The 20,944-nt window shown below is 51.6% G+C and carries 15 protein-coding genes; 1 reads left to right on the top strand and 14 read right to left on the bottom strand.

Features of this window, described 5'->3' with window-relative positions:
* Positions 1-398: 398 nt before the first annotated feature.
* The 7 genes from BLR64_RS27825 to BLR64_RS27855 form a co-directional block, all read right to left on the bottom strand.
* Positions 399-1,667: a TPM domain-containing protein gene (locus BLR64_RS27825; RefSeq protein ID WP_090719727.1), complete on the bottom strand. Its 1,269-nt coding sequence runs from the start codon at positions 1,665-1,667 to the stop codon at positions 399-401.
* Positions 1,668-2,200: 533 nt separating this feature from the next.
* Positions 2,201-6,682, bottom strand: coding sequence for a coiled-coil domain-containing protein (locus tag BLR64_RS27830; RefSeq protein WP_090719729.1), 4,482 nt, complete (start codon positions 6,680-6,682; stop codon positions 2,201-2,203).
* Positions 6,669-7,427: a DUF6063 family protein gene (locus BLR64_RS27835; RefSeq protein WP_090719730.1), complete on the bottom strand. Its 759-nt coding sequence runs from the start codon at positions 7,425-7,427 to the stop codon at positions 6,669-6,671. Before BLR64_RS27835 ends, BLR64_RS27830 begins: the two co-directional genes overlap by 14 nt.
* 11 nt (positions 7,428-7,438) lie before the next feature.
* Positions 7,439-8,947 (bottom strand): hypothetical protein, encoded by a 1,509-nt coding sequence (locus BLR64_RS27840; protein ID WP_090719732.1) that lies wholly within the window; start codon positions 8,945-8,947, stop codon positions 7,439-7,441.
* 246 nt (positions 8,948-9,193) lie between these two features.
* Positions 9,194-9,790, bottom strand: a complete 597-nt coding sequence (locus BLR64_RS27845; protein ID WP_090719734.1) for a GNAT family N-acetyltransferase — start codon at positions 9,788-9,790, stop codon at positions 9,194-9,196.
* A 205-nt stretch (positions 9,791-9,995) separates the two neighbouring features.
* Positions 9,996-11,909, bottom strand: a complete 1,914-nt coding sequence (thrS, locus tag BLR64_RS27850) for a threonine--tRNA ligase (RefSeq protein WP_090719736.1) — start codon at positions 11,907-11,909, stop codon at positions 9,996-9,998.
* Positions 11,910-12,347: 438 nt separating this feature from the next.
* Entirely contained in the window at positions 12,348-13,022 is a 675-nt protein-coding gene (locus tag BLR64_RS27855) for an HAD family hydrolase (protein WP_090719738.1), read from the bottom strand.
* A gap of 140 nt (positions 13,023-13,162) precedes the next feature.
* Here BLR64_RS27855 and BLR64_RS27860 point away from each other — a divergent pair, with 140 nt between their 5' ends.
* Positions 13,163-13,648: a DUF6803 family protein gene (locus tag BLR64_RS27860; RefSeq protein WP_090719740.1), complete on the top strand. Its 486-nt coding sequence runs from the start codon at positions 13,163-13,165 to the stop codon at positions 13,646-13,648.
* 100 nt (positions 13,649-13,748) lie between these two features.
* On the opposite strand, the gene BLR64_RS27865 is transcribed toward BLR64_RS27860, so the two are convergent.
* The 7 genes from BLR64_RS27865 to BLR64_RS27895 form a co-directional block, all read right to left on the bottom strand.
* Positions 13,749-14,174 carry a MaoC family dehydratase gene (locus tag BLR64_RS27865; protein ID WP_090719742.1) on the bottom strand — a complete coding sequence of 142 codons (426 nt, stop codon included), beginning with the start codon at positions 14,172-14,174 and terminating at the stop codon, positions 13,749-13,751.
* A 76-nt stretch (positions 14,175-14,250) separates the two neighbouring features.
* Positions 14,251-15,609, bottom strand: coding sequence for a glycoside hydrolase family 64 protein (locus BLR64_RS27870; RefSeq protein WP_090719744.1), 1,359 nt, complete (start codon positions 15,607-15,609; stop codon positions 14,251-14,253).
* Positions 15,610-15,847: 238 nt separating this feature from the next.
* On the bottom strand, positions 15,848-16,360 hold the full coding sequence (gene msrA, locus BLR64_RS27875; protein ID WP_090719746.1) for a peptide-methionine (S)-S-oxide reductase MsrA: 513 nt from the start codon (positions 16,358-16,360) through the stop codon (positions 15,848-15,850).
* A gap of 82 nt (positions 16,361-16,442) precedes the next feature.
* The gene (locus tag BLR64_RS27880) at positions 16,443-17,477 is read right to left on the bottom strand and encodes a Gfo/Idh/MocA family protein (RefSeq protein ID WP_090719748.1); all 1,035 of its coding nucleotides are present in this window, start codon (positions 17,475-17,477) and stop codon (positions 16,443-16,445) included.
* A 39-nt stretch (positions 17,478-17,516) separates the two neighbouring features.
* A complete protein-coding gene (locus tag BLR64_RS27885; RefSeq protein ID WP_090719750.1) occupies positions 17,517-18,605 on the bottom strand; it encodes a Gfo/Idh/MocA family protein in 1,089 nt (362 codons plus the stop codon).
* A 16-nt stretch (positions 18,606-18,621) separates the two neighbouring features.
* Positions 18,622-19,386: a sugar phosphate isomerase/epimerase family protein gene (locus tag BLR64_RS27890; protein WP_090719752.1), complete on the bottom strand. Its 765-nt coding sequence runs from the start codon at positions 19,384-19,386 to the stop codon at positions 18,622-18,624.
* A 26-nt stretch (positions 19,387-19,412) separates the two neighbouring features.
* Entirely contained in the window at positions 19,413-20,576 is a 1,164-nt protein-coding gene (locus BLR64_RS27895; protein WP_090719754.1) for a Gfo/Idh/MocA family protein, read from the bottom strand.
* Between the last annotated feature and the right edge of the window lie 368 nt (positions 20,577-20,944).

A 20,944-nucleotide genomic window follows, 5' to 3' on the forward strand; every position in this document is an offset into this window, starting at 1 on the left:
CTATGGCCTCTGCTGACTTCTCACAGCAAGCTTTACTCCGTCGTTCGGATTTTTTTTCCCTACTTGACGTCTGTGAGACCTCCCCGGGTAAGAGCGATAACTTTCCCCTCATCTATCTGCCACATTTACATCCTGGAATTCGGGCAGTATTGGACTTTGCTTTGTAGTGCAAGCTCGTCCGTCCCAGCATGCCTTCTATGTGATTTCTGTTCGTCAGACCGAGGGTTTGCCTCCGGCTTCCTTCAGATTCCGCCTCGCGGCGGGCACCCTTGCCCTTGGCTAACAGTTCCTACTGCCAAGCCTGTAGCGGACTTTCACCGCCAAGTTATCGCCCATGCCGGGCGCACACCAAAAAGCCCTCTTGATGAAGAGGGCTTCCAGTATAGTATATCTTCAATCTACCCATGCCTGCTTTTTCCGCCTGTACGATTTGAACGGCCGCCTTGACCGGCTCCCCGGAAGCGGCGCCGGCTATGCTCCGGTTCCGTTCTCCGGTATGGAGCAGACCGGGCAGATTGACGGTAGCGGTATGATGCTGCCACAGCGATCAAAGCAACAATACTCAGGAGCAGAACGGTTGACATTAACCCTTTACTTTTTGGAGCAGGCTCCTTGACTCTATCAATACCTTCACCGGACACAGTATCATTCTTAGCTGGTACCTCAACTGGTATATCAGCAGCTGCTTCTGTTGTTTCGGTGGCTGCTACTTTGACTGATACTCCGGCTGCTTCCCCTGCTGCTGCCGGACTTCGGTCAGCTCTGGTCAAAAAATAATGGTAGAAATCATTCGCCGCTGCGGTAACACCAGCCGCATACTTTTTGGCGGCAAATTGCGGCTCCAGCGACTTATTGAGGATATCCCCAATCAGCTCATTCGTCAAAGTGGTGTCCACATCCCTGCCTTGCAGCACATGATAGTTGTCCCCTTCGATATCAAGCACCACCAGTACATCTCTGGTACCAGCTCCGAGTGAGGCATATTTGGCATAGGTGTACTCCTGCAGCGTTTTTCCGCCGGGGTTGTTGACTGTTACAAAATAAATACCGCTGCCGGTCGTTGTTTTGTAACGGTTGCTAGACTGGTTAAGATAGAGTCTTGTAACCTGCGGAAGGACTCCGGCATTATCGGCAACAAAATTATGCATTCCGAGCGGCTCCGTCCAGACCCCGCCCAGGCTTTTAATCAAGGCACCATAGGTTTTGCGTGCTCCGGCGGCATACTCTTTACGGGCGAAATCCGGCTCCAGTGACTCGTTGAGGAGCTGTGACAGCATACTGTCAGTAAGAGAGTTCTTCAGACCGTCACCCTGCAGCACCCAGTAATTATCATCCTTGATCGAGAGCAGCAGCAGAACCCCTTTTTCTTTGTCAGAGGAGCCGATTTCCCAGGCGTCGAACAGTGTTCTGGCGTATTCCTCCATGGATGCTCCTCCGGTTGAATCCACGGTTACAAGAACCACCTGCGCTCCCGTCTCCTGATGGAGTTTTACACCGTAGTTGATCATATAATTCTCTGCTTTCAGGTCGATAACTCCCGCAAAGTCATTCACATAAAAAGCGTTCGTATGCTCCGGAACCGCCGGCTTGGCCCAGCTTCTCTCCGGCAGCTGCATGACACTCAACAGCACCATAATCAGCAATAACAAGATCCCTTTATGCTTCATCCGAATCCCCCTGCTTGTCTATTCTGGTTTTAACTAACATTGGCCTCACTTGGTTTAGTACATTTTTACTCGACAATAACTGGTGTGAATGTTACGTTTAATACTCACTTCAGTAAATAAATGGATATTGAGGGAGTTGCGAAAATGAAAAGTAATGTAAATCTGCTCTATTGCTTGCTGGGAAGCATTGTACTGGCCCTTTTAAATCATCCTGTGCTTAGTTCTGCAAGACTTGGAATATTTCCGTCAGGTTACGGTTCGAGTATGTTTGGTATAGTATTTGTATGGATAACTGACATTCTCGCATTCGCTGGCTATCTGCTACTAATTATATGCAGTATCCTATTAATCATTACTAATATTAATCCAAGGCATAATAAGAGTAGAAGGTAGGTAGTCAATGTTATTGGGGATTTGCCGCAGGGCAAAAATCAAAGGCATTTCTGCCCTTGATATCCTTCCCCCTCCCTATCTCGCTCACAAAAAACAGACCCGCCCGGCATTTGCCAGGGCGGGTCATATTTAAGTTATTGCTAGAATAGCGACGCCGGGATCATCTTCCTGCCGCCTTTTACCAGAGTAGACTCCAGCATTTCTCCTTTATCTCCGCCAAAATAGAGCTGCCAGTAGACGCCAAAGCGCACACTGACATCATTCTTCACCAGCTCCGGCGGCGTCACGATCAGCCACTGGAACCTTAACGCCTTGGAAATCTCAAAGACGGGATCAAGCACATTGTTGGACACCATCTCCCCGAACGGGTTGTCGTACAGGAAGACGGTCCAGCCCTTGTTCTCGCGGTTAACCCGCTTATGGGTCATGATCATCATGGCCACAAGCAGCTGTACGGACTGGCGCTGGCCACCGCTGCCGACGGCTTCATCGAGTGCACCGCGGTTGATGACCTCCCAATCAGAGTAGTGGAATTCCTCCGGTGCCGCATACAGGAAGTAATTCTCTGTAACCGGTTTGTATACCTGAAGAACAGGGAAACGGTTCTGCAGGGCGGCATAGACGAGTTTGCCGTCATTGATCAAATCCTTGACCGCAGCAGCCGGCACCTGCTCGATCTTCGGATATTTCTCCAGCAGGCTGCTGATGCAGCGGTTGAAATAGTCGCTGACCAGCGGCTCGATGTCATCAGTCGTCTTAGGCACGGTGATATGCTTATAATTCAGCCGCACCAGCGGAAAAGCATGTCCGTTCTCGTTATGAATAATCATCCGCCGTTCCATACGCTTCAGGATATCCGTAATCTGCACCACCCGCTTGGCGGCGCGTCCGACCCACAGCTTGCGCGAGAGCTCCATGCTCTCTTTATCGCTGCGGATGCTCTCAATCTGGTCGCGTGAGCTCTGGAGCATCGAATCCAGCACCTGCCCGGCAATAAAAAAGTCCTCCCAATGGACGGTGTTCAGCCGTTCCTGGATTTTGGTCTCCAGCTCACTGTTCCAGCCGCACTTGGCCAGCTTGGCACTCAAGTCATTTTTCTCTTCCTTCACTTTACGGGTAAGCTCCGTACGCTGTGCACGGCTTTCTTTACTCTGAAGCAGCCAGTCAGCGACCGTTCGTTCACAGCTTTCCCTCACCTGAAGCTGTACCTCCTCCGGTACATCACGGAGCTGAACGCGGCCCTCAACATGCGTGTCCAGAATCTGCCTCTGATTGCCCAGTGTCTGCAGCCGTTGATCCACAGCAGAGAGCCGTTGTTTGCACAGATTTAACTGCCGTTCATTCTCACGGGTATCCTCTGTAATCTCCTGCTCCTTGACAGAGAGCGTGTCAGTCCATATTTCAACAGGACGTTCATGCTTCTCCTTGATGAACTTTTCCGTTTTGCGCAGTTCCTTCTGCAGATTCTCAAGAATCGTCTGGCAGCGGATGTACGATTCACGGACGCTCTGGTAATCCTCCTCCAGATATACCGTCTCATTCTTCTGCCGCGCCCGTGCTGCAGCTATTGCTTCAGGAGAATCCTTCGGCTCGGATGCTTGCTGCCAGTTGCGGTCCACCTGATAGACAGCAGCTTCAAGCTCACTAAGCTGTTCGCCAGCTCGCTTGATGTTCCCCTGCCGCGTACGGATTTCCAGCTCATTATGGGTCAGGGATTGCTGCAGACTCTCCACTGTACTTAACAGCTGCAGCATTTTATTCTGTGCATCAGGGTTAAGCTCGGACTCTGCCAAGTCCGTTTCAGCCTGACGGTCATTAGGGAAAGCAAGCTCCGGGAACCAGCTCTGCAGCCTTGGGAACAGCGAGTAACGGGTGTCTCCAATCCATTGCTCCCGCTGCTCCGCGATGCTGTCCATTTCTGCTTTCAGCTGTACAAGACCCTGGTCTTTAACGGAGATTTCCTTATTCAGCGTCTGCCTGCGGTCAACTGCTCTCTGCTTGTCCTTGTAATCCTGCTCCTGCTTCCGGGTTCGTTCTTCCCACTGCCGCAAGGCCTGGGCTCTTTGCTCCAGCCCGGTCTTTTCCTGCTCGTATTCGTTAAGCTCCTTCTGAATGGAAGCAAGCAGTTCCTCATTCTCACTGAGCTCTGTCTTTAGACCGGCCACCGCTGTATCCAGCTCATTCACGACCAGCTCCAGCTCACGGAGCTTGGCTTTCAAGCTTACCGTATGCTCACCCTGGAACAGCCGCTCGAACTCCTGCCGGGCTGTCTTCAGCTTCGACAGATAATTTTCAGCGTCCTGAAGCTCTTCTTCCCGCTCTTTCAGCCGGGAGGCAATACCGCGCTTCCAGTCCTGGAACTGCTCGGGCTGCAGAACCATCTTCGGGCCCTGATTGGCCAGCAGCAGGAAAGGCTCCGCAGCAGTTACTCCCATTTCCTCGCGGATAAAGAGCGGCACGGCCGATTTGAGGATGACATTCTCTAATGCATCCGGCGGAATTTTGTCTGCTTCACGCTGAGTGACAATTAGCCCGTAAGGGAGCAGCGGATGACGGCCAAGCTCTTCTTCACGGTGCAGATAACTCAGGTCATTCAGGTAAGAGCTGCCGGGCATGGAGCTGATTTTGTGCGCATCCAGCCTGTCCTTGACTGTAAGCACATCTGCATTAGGCAGCCAATAAGCTTCCTGCTGCAGCTCTACGTCCAGCTGCTGGTGATAGAACTCCCTGCGCAGACGCTTGGTCTGCTGCTCTGTATCTTCCAGCCTGCGGATGAACCGCTCATGGATCAAGGCTTTTGCTTCAAAGAGTGCTGTTGCTCCCAGCACCTGATGCTCTTCGTATAGCTCAAGCAGCACAACAAGCTGGGACCACAGCTGCGATTCCCGGCCCATCTGCGCTTCCAGCTGATTTTGCAGCCCGTCCGTCTGGCGCCGTTCAGCGGCAAGCTTAGCCTGAAGCTCCGCCAGGTTCGTGCGCAGGCTCAGCTTACGCGCATCCCCCTGACTACGTAAAGCAATGCGTTCCGCAATTGAATCCGCAATAGTATTGGCGGCCAGAAGTGTCCTCTGCAGCGCAGGACCTGGCGCACTTGCAGCTTCCTGTCCATGCCGCGAAGCGAATACACCCGCTTCCTCGCTGAATTGACGGATGAATCCGGTAAGCTCGTTGATCCGGCTCTCCAGTCCGCCCAGCTCCAGGACACAGCTCTCCCGCTCTTTACGCAGCCCGGCTTCTTCAGCCGAGAGCGCCTGCTGACGGCTTGCGAAGCCGGAAAGCTGCTGCTGCCACAGCCGGAAAACCTGATCCAACTGTATGCGCAGCTCCTCCTTGGCACTCTGGATAACCTCCTGGCGTTCCTTCATTTCCAGTGAGCCCTCAATGGCTTCAATTTCCTTCTGCCACTGGCCGATTTCCCGCTTATGCACCTGGCGTTTAGCCAGATATTGCGCTACTTCCAGACGTTTTTCCTGCTCTTTGGACTCATCAAGCCGCGAACGCGCACGTCCCTGATTATCGCTGATGGCTTTGAACTCTTCCTGCTTCGCATCATGCTCCTCTTTGCTGCGCAGGTAGCTCAGATTATCCGCCTCGAAGCGAAGCTGCCGGGCTTCGGACTGCAGCCTGACTAGCTCGTCGGCTTGTCTGCCTCGGTTATCTTCAGCTGATCTAAGCTCGTCATAAATGACCGTATAAATCTGCCGGCCAAGCAGCTCTGTCTCCTGAAAGCTCCGCTCCGCTTCTGCCCCCTGCTTGACCAGCTCGTGCAGCGGAGCCGCCAGCGCCGTGAACTCGGCAAAAGCCTTCTCACGCTGCTCCAGCATCGGAAGCCGCTGCGCAACCGTTGCTGTGTCGGTGAACATCCGCTGAAGCGAGCCGTCCTCCTCACGTGCCCCCTCATTCAGGCTGGAGCCGATCTCCGGAATAATGAGCTTTTCGAACAGATTGTGGTTCGTGAAGGCATCATTTTTCTGAAAATAACCCTTGATCCCGCCCTCTTCACCGTTAATCTTCTTCATATTGCGCCATTCCCCGATGTGGATATCCCGTCCGGCCAGGAAAGCGTAATATTTCTTAAGCTCTGATTGGCTGCTGCCGTAATAGATGATCTCGTTGCGCCGTTCCCGTACAAACTGCTGAATCGCCTCAAAGCTGGCAGGGCCGCCTTCATCTGCATGATAGAGAGGCAGGGTGGAAAGGGTTAGGTCTGCTTGCTCATCATACTCCGTCAGCGTGTACAGCAGGTAGTCTACCTTAATCTCAAGCTGGTCTGCCGAGCTATTGGCTGTCATGGCTATCCCGGTGGTAATGTATTCATTACGGTCAGCGGAATCCAGCTTCCATTCAATCGCGACGTGGAAGGTATATGGCTTCAGCTGTTTTTTATGATTATGGAAAAAAGCCTCAACCTGATTCTCATTGTCCTTCCCCCATGAAGTTTTCGGAATCAGCAGCTGAAAAATCGACTGCAGCAGCACCCCTTTTCCGCCGCCGTTCATCAGGGTAATCAGGGTATTGGCCGGACCTTCCTCGTTGCACAGGTCAAGTATCATATCGTCGTATTTCTTGAGCATTTTCTCATATTTCAGTCCGGCGATCCGGATCCGTTCAATGCGCGGCATGGGCGTCACCCTCCTTCTCCGCCAGTGTGCTGCCAATAAGCGCCTTCAGTTCCTTATAGCGGTCTACATCATGGTACAGATAGCGCATCCGTTCGTACAATTCCTCCCGCGGGAAAATCCGTTTTTCACTCTCGGAAATGAATACCAGATGCTCGTCCTCCAGCAGCTTCATCCCTTCATGGATTAAGCCGATCCGTGAACCGGAGCCTCTGGAGAGTGTATCGGCATCCTCCTGGCTTTTGGTCTGCATATACAGGCTGGCCCATACCTTGTACATCGCCTGAATATCAAGCCGCCATTGCTTGCTGAACTTGCCTTCCTCATCCATTTCATACCAGGCCTTCAAAACGGCCGACACCTGATCAGCCAGCTGGATATAAGACATACTGTCCTGTCCGGGTTTAAAATGCTGCTCGTCCTGGTCCATTTCTGCCAAAAATACTAGAATAATGACGTTGATAATATGTAAATGGGTCTTACGCTCAATCCGTGAATATTTACTCTTCAGCTGCGTGAAGTTGGTCGCAAAGCCCGATCCCAGCGGATTAACCAGCAGATGCAGGCGGTGCCCGGAGTTCATGATCCGGCAGCCTCCCTCTTTGGCCAGATATTGCAATGCATCATAGGCACCGTTATCCTGCAGGCACTCCGCCGCAGCCGGATCATCCAGCGAAATGACTTTCCGCCGCAGCAGGTCAAAAAACAGCCGTGATGCCTGCTGCAGTTGTTCCAATGTATAACTCATGTTCGGACCACTCATCTTTCTTCTATAATAATAGTGTATGGACTCATCTCAAGCCCCGGCCATCTGACTGCCGGCTGCTGCCCCGTACCGGTAATTTTGGTTCTAAGCACCTTGCCCCGGATAACCTCCAGTTCAGGGTGACTATCCAGCAGGTATTGAATAAGCCTCTGGCATTCGTCCGTTCCGGCCGGGCTCTCCGCACCGGACTCCTGTACCTTTACTTCAGCATGAAAAAACTGTACCCACAAGTCTACCGCATTCGGGTTATTAGCCCAGGCGAGCTTTTCTTCATCGGTAAAAGCTTCTGCAGCAAAGGTGAACCTGCCGTCCGCCGCAAGTCCCGTAAATACAGGAAGCCACAGCCCGGCAACCTCTGCCCAAGGTATTGTTTTGGGAATATAGGACACTTCGGGTTCTTCTGCGGTCTCCTCCGGCTCATCCAGCCATTCTTCAGGCATAAATCCGGTTTCCTGCTCTTCCCACGCCCAGGCGAGCGGATAGATGAAATCCTGCTGCGGTGCGAACAAGCCGCCTACCAGCAGCTCAAGACTGTCACCGCCCGGCAGTCCGTCGCTTTTGACCCATTCCTCCCATACATTGGTCCGGAAGTTAAAGCCGGAAGCCCCCCAGAACAGCTCAGGGAAGTTAAGCCGCAGATTGGTTTCCGCCTCAAAAATGCCAAGCACCACCTCGGCCAGCTCATCATGGACTTTCCGCGACAGCTCCACCCGCTCAGACAGCAGCCGCAGCTCGTTGAAATCAATAAGATCCTTCTCATCATTAACTAGACGCGCCAGCGAGCGGTGAATATTATCAAAGTGTCTGCGTTCCTCATCAAACTGCTGGTGAATTTCCTCCAGCCGCTGATGGCGCATTACCCCGTATTCGCTGAACATATGCTTCGGATTACGGCGCAGCGCATTCCGGTATTCCTGCTGCTGCTGGGTCATTTTGCGCACCCGGGAGATCAGCTCGTTCACATCCTGCAGCGCCCGCGTTACCCGTCCGTGCTTGATATGCATCTGAATCTCCAGCAGCTTGATGCTAATCTGAAACTCCTCGATGATCTCATGGCTCATGAAGATCAGCTCCATCGCATACTCGGAGAGCCGGTAGACTGTCGTTCCGCTCTCCTCCCAGCTGCTGCGTGTAGCATCCTCATCTACGGTAAAATATTTATATTTCTGCATCGTCATCTGCCGCGTGTGATCATCATAATATACCGCCTCAAAATCACCGCCGTTGCCGCTCCAGAGCAGCCCGTCCACCAGCCGTTCCACCGATTCGGCAGTTCCCAGCCCGGTAATTCTGAAGCGTTCCAAGGAGCTCCATGCCAGACCGATAATATCCTCCTTGGACCGCTGCTCATTCGACTCCAGCTCCAGATAATAGACCTGAAGCAGCACACTTAGCGCAATCATTTCCTTATACGGCTGAAGCTCACCAAGATTCATCCCTGCGCCAAGGCTCCACAGCGGATTAAGCCGTTTGTTCCGTTCCCCAAAATCCGACCAGTTCATAATGTATAAGCCAACCCCGCCATCACTTCGTAATTGGTGACAAAAAAACATAACCCATATCAGCCCCTGATAGGGAAATATGGGTTAGCAATCACAGATAACTAACATTTTCCTTGCGAATATATGTTTCTATTATAGCAATGAAATAAAGAGTTGGCTATGACCCCGGAGTAGGATTCCGCTATGACGTTAAAAAGGACTCCGCTGGAAGCAGAGCCCTTTGCAATCGCCATTAGGATAATGATTTCAGTTATATTTCTCCTGCAAAAGATAATGCAAATTCGCCTTAACCCCCGGCCATTCTTCGTCAATGATGCTGTACAGCACATTGTCCACTGCGGTACCTTCCGAGGTAATCCGGTGCTTGCGCAGAAGACCTTCTTTTGTGGCCCCTATGCGTTCAATTGCTCTTTGCGATCTCAGGTTGCCGCTAACAATCGTAAAATTCACCCGGATTAGTCCAAGCTCCTCGAAGCAGTGCTGCAGCAGCAAGGCTTTGCCTTCTGTATTCACCGGTGTTCTCCAGTATTCGGGCGCAATCCAGGTGCAGCCGATTTCTGCATTGCGGTGAGTCTGGTCAATGTGCATAATTCGCGAGGTCCCGGCGATCCGTCCGGTAGACCGGTCGAGCATGACAAACGGCAGATCGTGTCCTTTTTCTTTGTTTGATAGCGCTGTATCCATGAGCTGCTCTACCTGTGCGGCGGAGGTGATTTTTCTCCAGGTAAATTCCCAGATTAACGGGTTGCTAAGAATCGCTGTCAGCTCCGCCCTATGCGCTGCTTCCATGGGAACCATTTGAATGAAAGTGCCGTTTAATGGTCTGATGTTCTCCGAGATCACACAATTGCCTCCTAAAATGCGGATAGGTAAAAGCACGCTGCACACCTAAACACCGATCTTCCCTTACATGATCAGCTCCCCTAAATTGTAAACGATCTGCATGTCCTCTGTCTGTATGGTTTTGATAAAAAAACAGCCCCGTTTATGTAAAAACGGAGCTGTTCCCCGACCAGTCTATTTTGCCTGTATATTAATGAAAGAACTTTTATTTCCGCTCTGCAATTTCAGCAGCAATCAGCCGGGCCAGCTCATCTATCCTCATCGGGCCGGCATCTCCGCCGTCCCGCTTCCGCACTGAGATTGTGCCGGAATTACGCTCATTGTCACCGAGCACGAGCATGTAAGGGACCTTTTCCAGCTGGGCTTCACGGATCTTCAGGCCCAGCTTCTCATTCCGCACATCCGCCTCAACCCGGATTCCGGCAGCTGCCAGCGCCTGCTTTACCTCGAAGGCATAATCAACATGATTCACTGATACTGGCAGCAGCTTCACCTGAACCGGAGATAGCCACACCGGAAAAGCTCCGCTGAAATGCTCAGTGAGAATCCCGATGAACCGGTCGATCGAACCGTATACTGCACGGTGAATCACTACCGGACGGTGCTTCTGGCAGTCTTCGCCGATGTATGTCAGATCGAATTTCTGCGGCATCTGGAAGTCCAGCTGTACTGTACCGCACTGCCAGCTCCGTTTCAGCGCGTCGAGGATGTGGAAGTCAATCTTCGGCCCGTAAAAGGCACCGTCTCCCGCATTAATCCGGTACGGCAGGCCGCGGTTTTGCAGCACCTTTTCCAGCGCAGCCTCAGCCTGATCCCAAAGCGACTCCTCACCCATGTAATCTGCAGGACGAGTGGACAGCTCCACCTTGTATTCGAAGCCGAACACATTGTAGATATGGTCGATTAAATCCAGTACCTGGCCAATCTCTTCTTCAATCTGCTCCGGCAGCACGAACAAATGGGCATCATCCTGGCAAAAAGTGCGGACACGCATCATCCCGTTCAGCGAACCGGAGGACTCGTTGCGGTGCACCTGCCCGAATTCGGCCAGCCGGATTGGCAGCTCCCGGTAGGAGTGCAGGTTATTTTTGAAGATCAGCATGTGCCCTGGGCAGTTCATCGGCTTCAGCGCAAATTTCGCCTCGTCCGCCTGAGTGAAGTACATATCGTCCTTATAGTGGTCATAATGCCCGGATTGCTCCCACAGCCGGTTATTCATCATCAGCGGTGTACGGACCTCACTGTAATCACGCTCGCGCTGCAATCCGCGGCTGAACTCCTCCAGCTCAGTGCGGATAATCATCCCTTTTGGCAAATAGAACGGCATGCCCGGTGATTCCTCGGAGAACATGAACAGCTCCAGTTCCTTTCCGAGCTTGCGGTGATCCCGTTTCTTGGCTTCCTCGAGCATGTGCAGATGCTCATCGAGCTGGGCTTTTTTCAGGAAGGCCACACCATAAATCCGCTGCAGCATCTTGTTGTTTGAATCCCCGCGCCAGTAGGCACCGGCCACACTCATTAGCTTGAACACCTTAATCTGTCCTGTGGAAGCCAGATGCGGCCCCCGGCACAGATCGGAGAATTCCCCCTGGTCATAAATGCTGATGACAGCATCCTCAGGCAGATCACGGATCAGCTCCAGCTTAAGCGGCTCCTCCAGGTCTGTAAACAGGTTAACGGCCTCATCGCGGCTGACCTCCCGGCGGACGATCGGCAGATTTTCCTTAACAATGGCATTCATCTCCTGCTCGATTGCCGCCAGATCCTCGCTCGACAACGGCTGCTCAATATCAACGTCGTAGTAGAAGCCGTCTTCAATGACCGGACCGATGCCCAGCTTCACCTTTTTACCGCCGTAGATCCGTTTAATGGCCTGGGCCATCAGATGTGCAGTGCTGTGCCGGTGTACGTCCTGGCCTTCCTTGCTGTCCAGTGTCACAATTTCAACCCGGCTGTCCTTAACAAGCGGATGATGCAAGTCTACCAGCTTACCGTCTACTTTGCCTGCTACTGCATTTTTCTTCAGGCTTTGACTTATCGATTCTGCTACTGCACTAATATCAGTGTTATACGAATACCTTTTTATTTGTCCATCCGGCAATTTTACTTTGATCTCCATGATTACGGCCTCCATCTCATTAAGGTAATTGAACAATTGAACGCAAAAAAACGCATCTCTCCCGAAAAGGGACGAGTGCGCTTAAGCTCGTGGTTCCACCCTAATTTGACCTGCGCTGTAACAACCCTCTGCTGTCAGACGGAAGCTAAGTCGCATGATCCTCATGGTATCCGGTATCGGGGATAAGACGGTGGCATTTACAGCCGCCCTGACAGCAGGGAGGGTTCAGTGCCACGGCTGCAAAGGGGTAACATCCTGCCGGTCTCTGTAAGAAGCTCTCACCACTCACTTCTCTCTCTGGTCAGTCCATGGAGGATATCATGTCTTTGGTCATTGCCTTGGTTATGATGTTGCTTGGTGTTGCTGGTTACATATTACTCAATGACAATCTTAAAAGTCAATAGCCAATGTAAAAAATAATTCAAACGCCCGGTAAGTTTAACCGGCAGCCGCTACACTTATCCGTGTAATAATCCCGCCGATTTCCTCAACGGTGGAGGCGATGTAATCCGCGCCGCTCGCGGATAATTCCGCTTCAGAGCCATAGCCGATCAGTACACCGATTGAGGCTACACCGCAGGCTTTTGCCCCGATAATGTCATGTTCCCTGTCACCGATCATTATGGATTCCTCAGGCGCGATGCCACCCTGCTCCAGCACATACCGGATTACCTCCGCCTTTTTGGACCGGGTGCCATCCAGATTACTGCCGGCTACATGCCGGAAATATTTGTCCAGCCCGTAATGCCGGAGAATTTCCTCCGCGAACACCGTAGGTTTGGACGTAGCGACAAATAAGGAATATCCCTTGGCTTGCAGCGCCTCCAGCAGCTCGGGAATCCCGGGAATGACGGCATTTTCGAACATCCCTACTGTACTGTAACGTTCACGGTAATGCACCACAGCCTGCGCTGCGTGTTCCTCCGGTAAACCCTGAATCTGCACAAATGAATCATACAGCGGAGGCCCGATATAGGGCAGTAACAGGTCCCGGTGCTCCACCGTTATTCCAAACTTGTTCAGTGCATATTCCACACACCGGGTAATCCCCTCTTTCGGATCGGTCAGTGTACCGTCCAGGTCAAACAAAATATGCTTCAGCTCTCCATTCATCTCTCTCTGCTCCTCCCGCAATATATTAACCGGTGCTTATCCGCACAACTTGTTCCATCATACCCCTGTTTCTACATACTTTCCACACACTTATCTATTAATATTTCAGTGTAAGTTAATTTGCTATTGGAGGAAGTAACATGACAATGACTCACTACATGTCCCTGCTTGCGGACAATCAGCCATGGAACCTGATACTTTTTATGGCGATTCCCGTTATTTTTGCAGAGACAATTACGGTCACCGAGTTTTTTATTCTGTTTACCAAAAATCTGAAGAGCCCGCTTAGAACATTTAACCGCATATGCAGCATTCTTGCAGGTTTTTATTTTACAGGTATCTTCCTGTACTTATTCCCCACTGCGTTTGTACCGCTCACTGTGAACGGTGAATGGCATACCTGGGTTGACGTCGTTGCTGTAGGCTTTTACCTGAGCGGAGTACTGTTCCTGCTGCCGCTGGCACTGCTTGATCTCGGCCTGATTGCACGCAAACGTTCGGAAGAGGAGAAGCTGAAGCTGCATTTCCTGCTGGTCAGCGGCTTTCTGGTCGTTGCGCATATCGCCATGATCTTCGGTATGATCAATCCGGAAATTGTGAGCGGCATGGCTGGAATGAATCATTGATTATACAAAAAGGGCAGTCCGGTCTGAGATCCGGACTGCCCCTTTTTATTGTTGGCTCAGCAGAAATTATACGGTCTGCATGTTCAGCTTCTCCCGGTACCTATTTCTGCACCAGTACCGTCAGCTCGCCCTCGAATACCTTAATCTCCGCCTGATTGAACGTTGACAGCCTTACTGTGACAAGGCCCGTTTCATTTTTCTTCTCGGCCAAATCTATTACTTCCACAATGCAATATAATTCATCTCCCGGTAACACGGGCTTGATAAAACGGATATTATTCATCGCGGTTCCGGCGATTATATCCTCACCGTAGCTGCCGGTTTCAACCCAGAGCTTAAAGGAAACGGCCAAGGTCTGAATCCCCGATGCGATGATTCCGCCGAATCTCCCCTGCTTCGCTCTTTCTTCGTCCAGATGCATATACTGCGGATCAAATTCAGCCGCAAAGCTTTTAACATTCTCCGGAGTTATGATTAATGATTTCGTTCTAAAGGTCTGGCCGGCACTAAATTCATGAAACTTCATTCTTCCACCTCTTGGTTGTCTGTGTATGTAAATAGTTTAGTTCAAGGTGATAGAATGAATCAAGAGAGGCGCAAACCTACCAGGCTACGCGGATAATCAGGCCCTTCGGATTGCCTACCTCCAAGTAAGCTGCCTGGCCGTTGACATCATCGTACGGGAAGCCGTATGCCAGTCCGTTAATGCTATGGTCATGCCAAAATTTTGCATAGTAGTTGGCCGGAGCCGCATTATAGTAATTCGACACATTGTTCCAGTTGCTGGTGGTATAGACATGACGGTTGATCGCAGCAGCAGTAGCCGCATCCGTGAGAGCACCGTCACAGCGGAGAATATCCTGAGTGCTGTAGCTGGAATATCCGGCAAAATAATTGGCGTTCGCACCCCCGGCTGCAAAGGAACCGTAAATCGGTGCTACAATCCGGTATGGAGCCTGCAAGGTAGCAAGCGGTTTAAATGCCGCCGGCACTTCATTTTGATATTTCGTGAAGATTCCAGCCCGTGTCTCTGACTCCAGTTCTCCGACAGTCTGGTCGAAGGAGCCGGTTGTATTGACCAGCCGGTGCTGAATCGGGAATCCAAAGGCATCCACACGGGTTGTGTTACCGTGATAACCGGTAGCGTCAACAGTAAACTCTATGAAATCAAAGTAGATGTTGCGGTTCGGATCAGTAGGATTGTTAATATCCGGTCCGGCGAAGCCGTCATCATAGGTTTTGATGTAGAGCGGTGTGCCGACACTGAGGAACATCCGTCCGGAGGTGATTTTCGGAAGATTTACCCAGGAAGCCTGGCTGACGGTATGATAAATGTTAGCATAATTAACACCGTTTTTGGTCAGGTGACCGGAAGCATCATTAAGCGCAGTGGAGATCGGCAGCAGATTGCCGCTCAGATCCAGATAGCTCCATTTGCCGTTTGTCGGATTGATTCCGATAACTCCCCAGTAAATCTGGCTGTCGGAATAAGCTCCGCCCGTTCCGTTCATTACTTTGAGGGACATCGAACCGTTTGGAGCCGTTGGTATGGAAGATGCAGCGATGGAATAGATCGAATTCGAAGAATTGGGCGGTGTGGTCGGTGTGGTTCCTGAGGCTGTGTAGCTAAACCAGCCTGTATCGTATGCCGGAGTGCCATTGTTGTATGTGAAAAAATAGCTGATCGCAGTACCTGCGGACACACCCGTAACAGTCTGCTCATAGCGGGCGGAGCTGCTGTTGTACGTCATCCGGTAATTAAGCTGAGTGCCGTTGTTGACCTTGTAGTGCACGTCAACCCACGAGGTGCTTACTGTGGACTTGAACCAGATCGTTGCCGTTGTTCCCGACAGGCTGACTCCTTGAGTATAATCGGCGGCGGCGGCTTTGGAACCGAACATCGGCAGGCAGGAGAGCAGAAGTACGAGCGCGAGCGTTACCATGGACCATTTTTTCCTCATCGCAATTTCCTCCATTTTATGGTTTAAAATCTATCGCGCCCCAGTTATGGTTGCGCTTTCAACACTGATTATAGTCTTGGTCAAGCCTGTTTAGTAGGCGCAGAATTTCGGTTTTGACACCCAAAATTTGGGGTGAAACGTTTTTAATCAGGATGCTTTTTGCGCTTTGCTGCAAAAAAATCAAAAAGCCTTATTTCTCCAGAAGTCAGAAGAGATAAGGCTTCACCGTTTTGTGAAATTACCAGTGCTCTGAAATAAACGTATCACGCCCGGACTGCTCGCGGTCCTCTTTATAATGCTTCGGATTCTTCTTGTGATAATCCTGATGATATTCTTCAGCCCGGTAGAATACCGGAGCTGGCAGAATTTCGGTTACGACCGGCCCCTCAAATCTGCCGCTTACCGCAACCTGCTCCCTGGACGCTTCAGCAGCCTGCCGCTGATTGTCGTTATAGTAGAATATGGCTGTCCGGTACTGGCTCCCGCGGTCCTGAAACTGTCCGCCGTCATCGGTCGGATCGATCTGCGGCCAGAACAGATCCAGCAGCCGCTCATACGAAAAAACCTCCGGATCAAAGGTAATCTGTACGACCTCGTAATGTCCGGTTGTTCCTGTCTTGACCTGTTCGTATGTCGGATTCTCCACAGTCCCTCCGGCATAACCGGATACGATTCCTTGAATTCCCGGCAGCTCCTCAAACGGGGTTACCATACACCAGAAGCAGCCTCCTGCAAACATTGCCTGTTCCATATCTTTATTCTCTCTCCCTATCTAACTCATCTGCAGATCTCAATAGCACATGATATGAAGATAAGGCCAAATAAAAGGAAAGTCAATTCAGGTGATTCCCGCTGGCGGTTACAAGCGTGCTCCGGCGGTCTGATGAACGGTAGATCCCGGCAATGATCTCCAGTGCCTTTATACCTTCCCGGCCATCCAGCCAGAACCTCCGGCCCTCCCGGAGATGAGTGTAAAAATCATGGATCAGCCACTGGTGTCCGCTCCCCCAATAGGACTTGCCTCCGTTAGTTACCGTACCCGGCTCACACAGCAGCTGTTCACGGCCATCCTGCCACAGATAGAGGCAGTCACGCCGCTGCAGCAGCGTACCCTGTTCAAAAACCAGCTCCAGCTCAACAGGTGAATTGACCGGATATGCATTTGTCCCGTAGAACAAGCCTCTGGCCTTATTGGCAAAGGTGATGCAGGCATGGGCGCTGTCCTCCACCTCAATAACACCGTCCAGCACATCTGTGCTAACAGAGCCGCTTACTGCAGAGATTTCTCCGCCGAACCACTGCAGCAGATCAAGCGTATGAATAGTCTGATTGATCAGCACGCCTCCGCCTTCTGTAGCCCATTTGCCCCGCCACCCGCTCTCCGAGTAATATTGTTCACTGCGGTGCCAGGTTACTACGCCCTTCATGCAGACCAGCCGCCCCAGCTGGCCGCTGTCAATTACCTGTCTGATCCTCTGCGAGGGTTCATTATAACGGTTCTGGAACACTATACCGAGCTGTCCCTTGCTGCAGTCAGCCGTTTCAATAATCCGCCGGGCAGACGGAACATCGGCGGCCAACGGCTTCTCCGTTAAGACATGTTTGCCTGCATTCAGGAAATCGATGGCCATCTGGGCATGCAGATAGTGGGGAGTGCATAAATGAACCACATCAATATCCGTCCGCTCCAACAGCTCATGATAGTCCGGCACAGTCTCGCAGCCGTATACTGCGCCAAACGCTGCTGCCTGCCTGGCATTGCTATCCGCTGCAGCCACCAGCCTCGCCCCTTCGACTGAAGCAATTGCATTGACGTGTAGCGGAGCAATGGCTCCGCAGCCGATGATTGCTGCTCCGAGAGAAGTCATGTTAACACCTTCCGTTCTCTATCCGCTTATGTTCCATTGTTATTTCAGGCTATCCGGTGTAAGGTTAAGCGCTGAAGCCTGGGCAATCAGGCACAGCTCTGCGGCTTTGAACACATGCTCCTGGGTCATTGCATGTTCTGTCCGCTGAATGCAGTCCAGAATCAGTTCACCGAAGAAGGGATATCCGACTTTGCCGGCAACATGCTCGTAATGCTCTCCTTCGCTGTCCACCCAATAGACATGGTCTGATTCCGTGGAGCGGCCGATATCAATGTATTTCCGCAGCTCGATGTATCCTTCGGTTCCCAGGATAACCGTGCGGCCGTCCCCCCAGGTTCCCAGTCCTTCAGGAGTAAACCAGTCTACACGGAAATATTGCGTAGCCCCGTTATCCCCGACCAGGGTAACATCCCCGAAATCCTCAAGCTCCGGATACTCCGGATTGTTATAGTTAGCGACCTTGCTGTGCAGCACCTTGGCATCACGGCAGTCTGCGTAATAAAGAAACTGTTCAATCTGATGGCTGCCGATATCACAGATAATTCCGCCGTATTTTTCGCGCTGGAAGAACCAGTCCGGCCGGCTAGGCGCATTCAGGCGGTGCGGCCCGGTACCCATCACCTGGATGACACGGCCAATGGCCCCCTGCTTAACCAGTTGCCCGGCGTATACTGCGCTCTCCACATGCAGCCGTTCGCTGAAATAGGTCATATACTTGCGCCGGGTCTTCTCAACCTGTGCCCGTGCGGCGGCAAGCTGTTCGAGCGAGGTGAACGGGGACTTGTCTGTAAAATAATCTTTGCCGTGCTCCATGACTTTGATTCCCAGTCCTGCCCGTTCGGAAGGAACTGCAGCTGCTGCTACAAGCTTGACCTCCGGGTCTCCGAGAATCTCCTCGGCACTGGCTGCTACTCTGACTCCCGGATATACACCGGTGAATGCCTTAACCTTGGCTTCATCCGGATCATATACCCATTTCAGCTCTGCACCTGCCTCAATCAGGCCGTTGCACATGCCATAGATATGTCCGTGATCCAGCGCGATAGCGGCAAAGGTAAATTCTCCCGGCCGGACTACCGGACGTGCTTCATATTTGGGTGCGTACATCATTCCGTCTTTGCGGTTCATCTTCTGTTCCCCCCGGCTACAAGAGCTTTTTTAAATAATTGAAGCTGATGGCAAGACTTTCAAACGGATCACGCCGGCAGACGTCCTGTTCAACCACATACCATTCCACCCCTGTCTCACGGCAGGCTTCAATAATATCCGGATAATTCATATTTCCTTCGCCAATTTCTGCAAAAACCGGCTTCCGTTCAACAATCGCCATATCTTTAAGATGGACCACCTGCATTCTTCCCTCCACCTTGCGAACCCAGTTTACCGGACTGCCTCCACCGGCCTGAACCCAGTACAAATCCAGCTCAAATCCTACGGCAGCAGCATCACTTTCGTTAATTAGCACATCCATTCCGGTTACGCCGTCAAAACGTTCAAATTCAAAATCATGATTATGATAAATGAACTGCAGCCCATGCTCCTGCTTCAGTATGCGGGCTATTTCCGAAGCCTGACCGGCAAAGCTGCGGTAGCTCTCCTGGCTGGTCTGATACTCTGCCGGCAGTGAGCCTAAACCGATGTACTTGCAGTTCCACAGCTTATGTTCAGCGGCAAGCGCTTCCAGATCATTCACCAAACGGTTCCACGGGACATGGGTCGCACAGATTGCAAGCCCGGATTCATCTGCGTATTCCTTGACCAGCTGCGGATCAATGGGGCCGATACCTGATATTTGTACAGCCTTATAGCCTATTTCTTTCAGCTTCTGAAAGGATTCTCTCAAGCCCTCGGGTGTTTTGGTAAATTCTCGGAGTGTGTACATTTGTGCAGCAATGGCAGATAAGTTCATATTACAGGATCGCTCCTTAAGGTAGTTTAGTGGGTTCCTGATACATCCAGAGCTTTGCCCTGGCTTGCTTCTTTCTTGAAAGTGGAGTTACGGACCTTCTCCATCAGGTGTTCATGGAACAGATCAGCATCAATCGGCAGCTCTACCCAGTTATCGGTCCAGGCGGATAAATACATTGCGTTAGACAGCGTCAAGCCGCGTATTCCCTCTTCTCCAGGAGCAATCAAAGGCTCGTCATTCAGAATAGCATTCGTGAAGTTACGCAGGATTCCCTGATGACTGCCTCCGTTACTCTTATCTACAGGGATTTCACATTTCCAGCATTCCGGCTGGCCGAATCCTCCGGTATAGGTGGCATTAAACTCAGGCTCCGGTGTACGCAGCCGCCAGAACGTCAGGCTGCCATCTTCCACAACGATTTTGCCGTTGTCTCCGGTAATTTCAAAACGGTTGGTTCCCGGCGCTTCACCGGTGGTCGTAATGAACAGGCCGGTCGCACCGTTCTCGTACTCAACATAAGCCGTTACATCATCCTCTACCTCAATGCTGCGGTACTTGCCGAATTGGCAAAAGGCCCGTACCCGCTTCGGCATCATGCCGGTTGTCCACTGCCACAAATCGAGCTGATGCGGGTCCTGATTCAGCAGCACCCCTCCGCCTTCACCGGCCCAGGTTGCCCGCCAGCCCCCGGAATTGTAATAGCTCTGCGAACGGTACCAGTCTGTAATAATCCAGTTGGTGCGGCGGATCTCGCCAAGCTCACCCGAAGCAATTAGCTCCTTCAGCTTCTTGTAGAGCGGATTCGTCCGCTGGTTGTACATAATGCCGAATTTGCGGTCACTCTGCGCGGCGGCATCGTTCATTTCCTGTACGGCCTTGGTGAATACACCTGCCGGCTTTTCGATCAGCACATGTAAGCCGTGCTTCAGGGCTTCAATGGCCAGCGGCGGATGGTCATAATGCGGCGTTGCGATCATGACGGCATCAATGCTTCCTGATGCAAATAGCTCCTCCGCAGTACTGAAGCGCAATACTTGCTCAGGAAGCTGCTCCGCTGCCCATTCCAGCCGCTCGGGGCTGATATCGCAGACTGCGGTTAATTCAGCGCCTTTCACTTCATTCAATAGACTGAATGCATGGGCCCGGCCCATATTGCCGACCCCGATAATACCAAAGCGGACCTTATTCATCTGACAAATCACTCCTGTATTTGTTTATGAAATGAGAATAACCTTAATCCCGGCGGAATGACATGAGCGGAATTAAGGTGTTTTTGTATATAATTAAGATGTAATGAACAAATGAAAGCGGTATAATGGATTCAAAATCTATATTCAACTTCTGTGTAACCTTTCCGGGATTAGCCGTAACTCCAGAGAATGTTTGGACATCCGGCCGCTGTTGTCTGCAGATTTCTTTGATTTTAACCGCTGTTCGCGGTGGAAATCAGCAGACTGCATATGCTTCCGAAGCGAGCTTTTCTGCGAAAAGCTTTTAGGCGGTCGCTAACGCTCCTACAGTTCCAAAATTCTCCTCCGTTACTTTCCCCTGAATAGAT

The organism is Paenibacillus typhae (assembly GCF_900099765.1).
In the GTDB taxonomy this organism is placed as follows: domain Bacteria; phylum Bacillota; class Bacilli; order Paenibacillales; family Paenibacillaceae; genus Paenibacillus_AQ; species Paenibacillus_AQ typhae.

Coding starts and splice junctions, on each gene's coding strand:
- BLR64_RS27825 (WP_090719727.1), bottom strand. CDS start 1,667: ATGAAGCATAAAGGGATCTTGTTATTGCTGATTATGGTGCTGTTGAGT.
- BLR64_RS27830 (WP_090719729.1), bottom strand. CDS start 6,682: ATGCCGCGCATTGAACGGATCCGGATCGCCGGACTGAAATATGAGAAA.
- BLR64_RS27835 (WP_090719730.1), bottom strand. CDS start 7,427: ATGAGTTATACATTGGAACAACTGCAGCAGGCATCACGGCTGTTTTTT.
- BLR64_RS27840 (WP_090719732.1), bottom strand. CDS start 8,947: ATGAACTGGTCGGATTTTGGGGAACGGAACAAACGGCTTAATCCGCTG.
- thrS (WP_090719736.1), bottom strand. CDS start 11,909: ATGGAGATCAAAGTAAAATTGCCGGATGGACAAATAAAAAGGTATTCG.
- BLR64_RS27855 (WP_090719738.1), bottom strand. CDS start 13,022: ATGAATGGAGAGCTGAAGCATATTTTGTTTGACCTGGACGGTACACTG.
- BLR64_RS27860 (WP_090719740.1), top strand. CDS start 13,163: ATGACAATGACTCACTACATGTCCCTGCTTGCGGACAATCAGCCATGG.
- BLR64_RS27865 (WP_090719742.1), bottom strand. CDS start 14,174: ATGAAGTTTCATGAATTTAGTGCCGGCCAGACCTTTAGAACGAAATCA.
- BLR64_RS27870 (WP_090719744.1), bottom strand. CDS start 15,609: ATGAGGAAAAAATGGTCCATGGTAACGCTCGCGCTCGTACTTCTGCTC.
- msrA (WP_090719746.1), bottom strand. CDS start 16,360: ATGGAACAGGCAATGTTTGCAGGAGGCTGCTTCTGGTGTATGGTAACC.
- BLR64_RS27880 (WP_090719748.1), bottom strand. CDS start 17,477: ATGACTTCTCTCGGAGCAGCAATCATCGGCTGCGGAGCCATTGCTCCG.
- BLR64_RS27885 (WP_090719750.1), bottom strand. CDS start 18,605: ATGAACCGCAAAGACGGAATGATGTACGCACCCAAATATGAAGCACGT.
- BLR64_RS27890 (WP_090719752.1), bottom strand. CDS start 19,386: ATGAACTTATCTGCCATTGCTGCACAAATGTACACACTCCGAGAATTT.
- BLR64_RS27895 (WP_090719754.1), bottom strand. CDS start 20,576: ATGAATAAGGTCCGCTTTGGTATTATCGGGGTCGGCAATATGGGCCGG.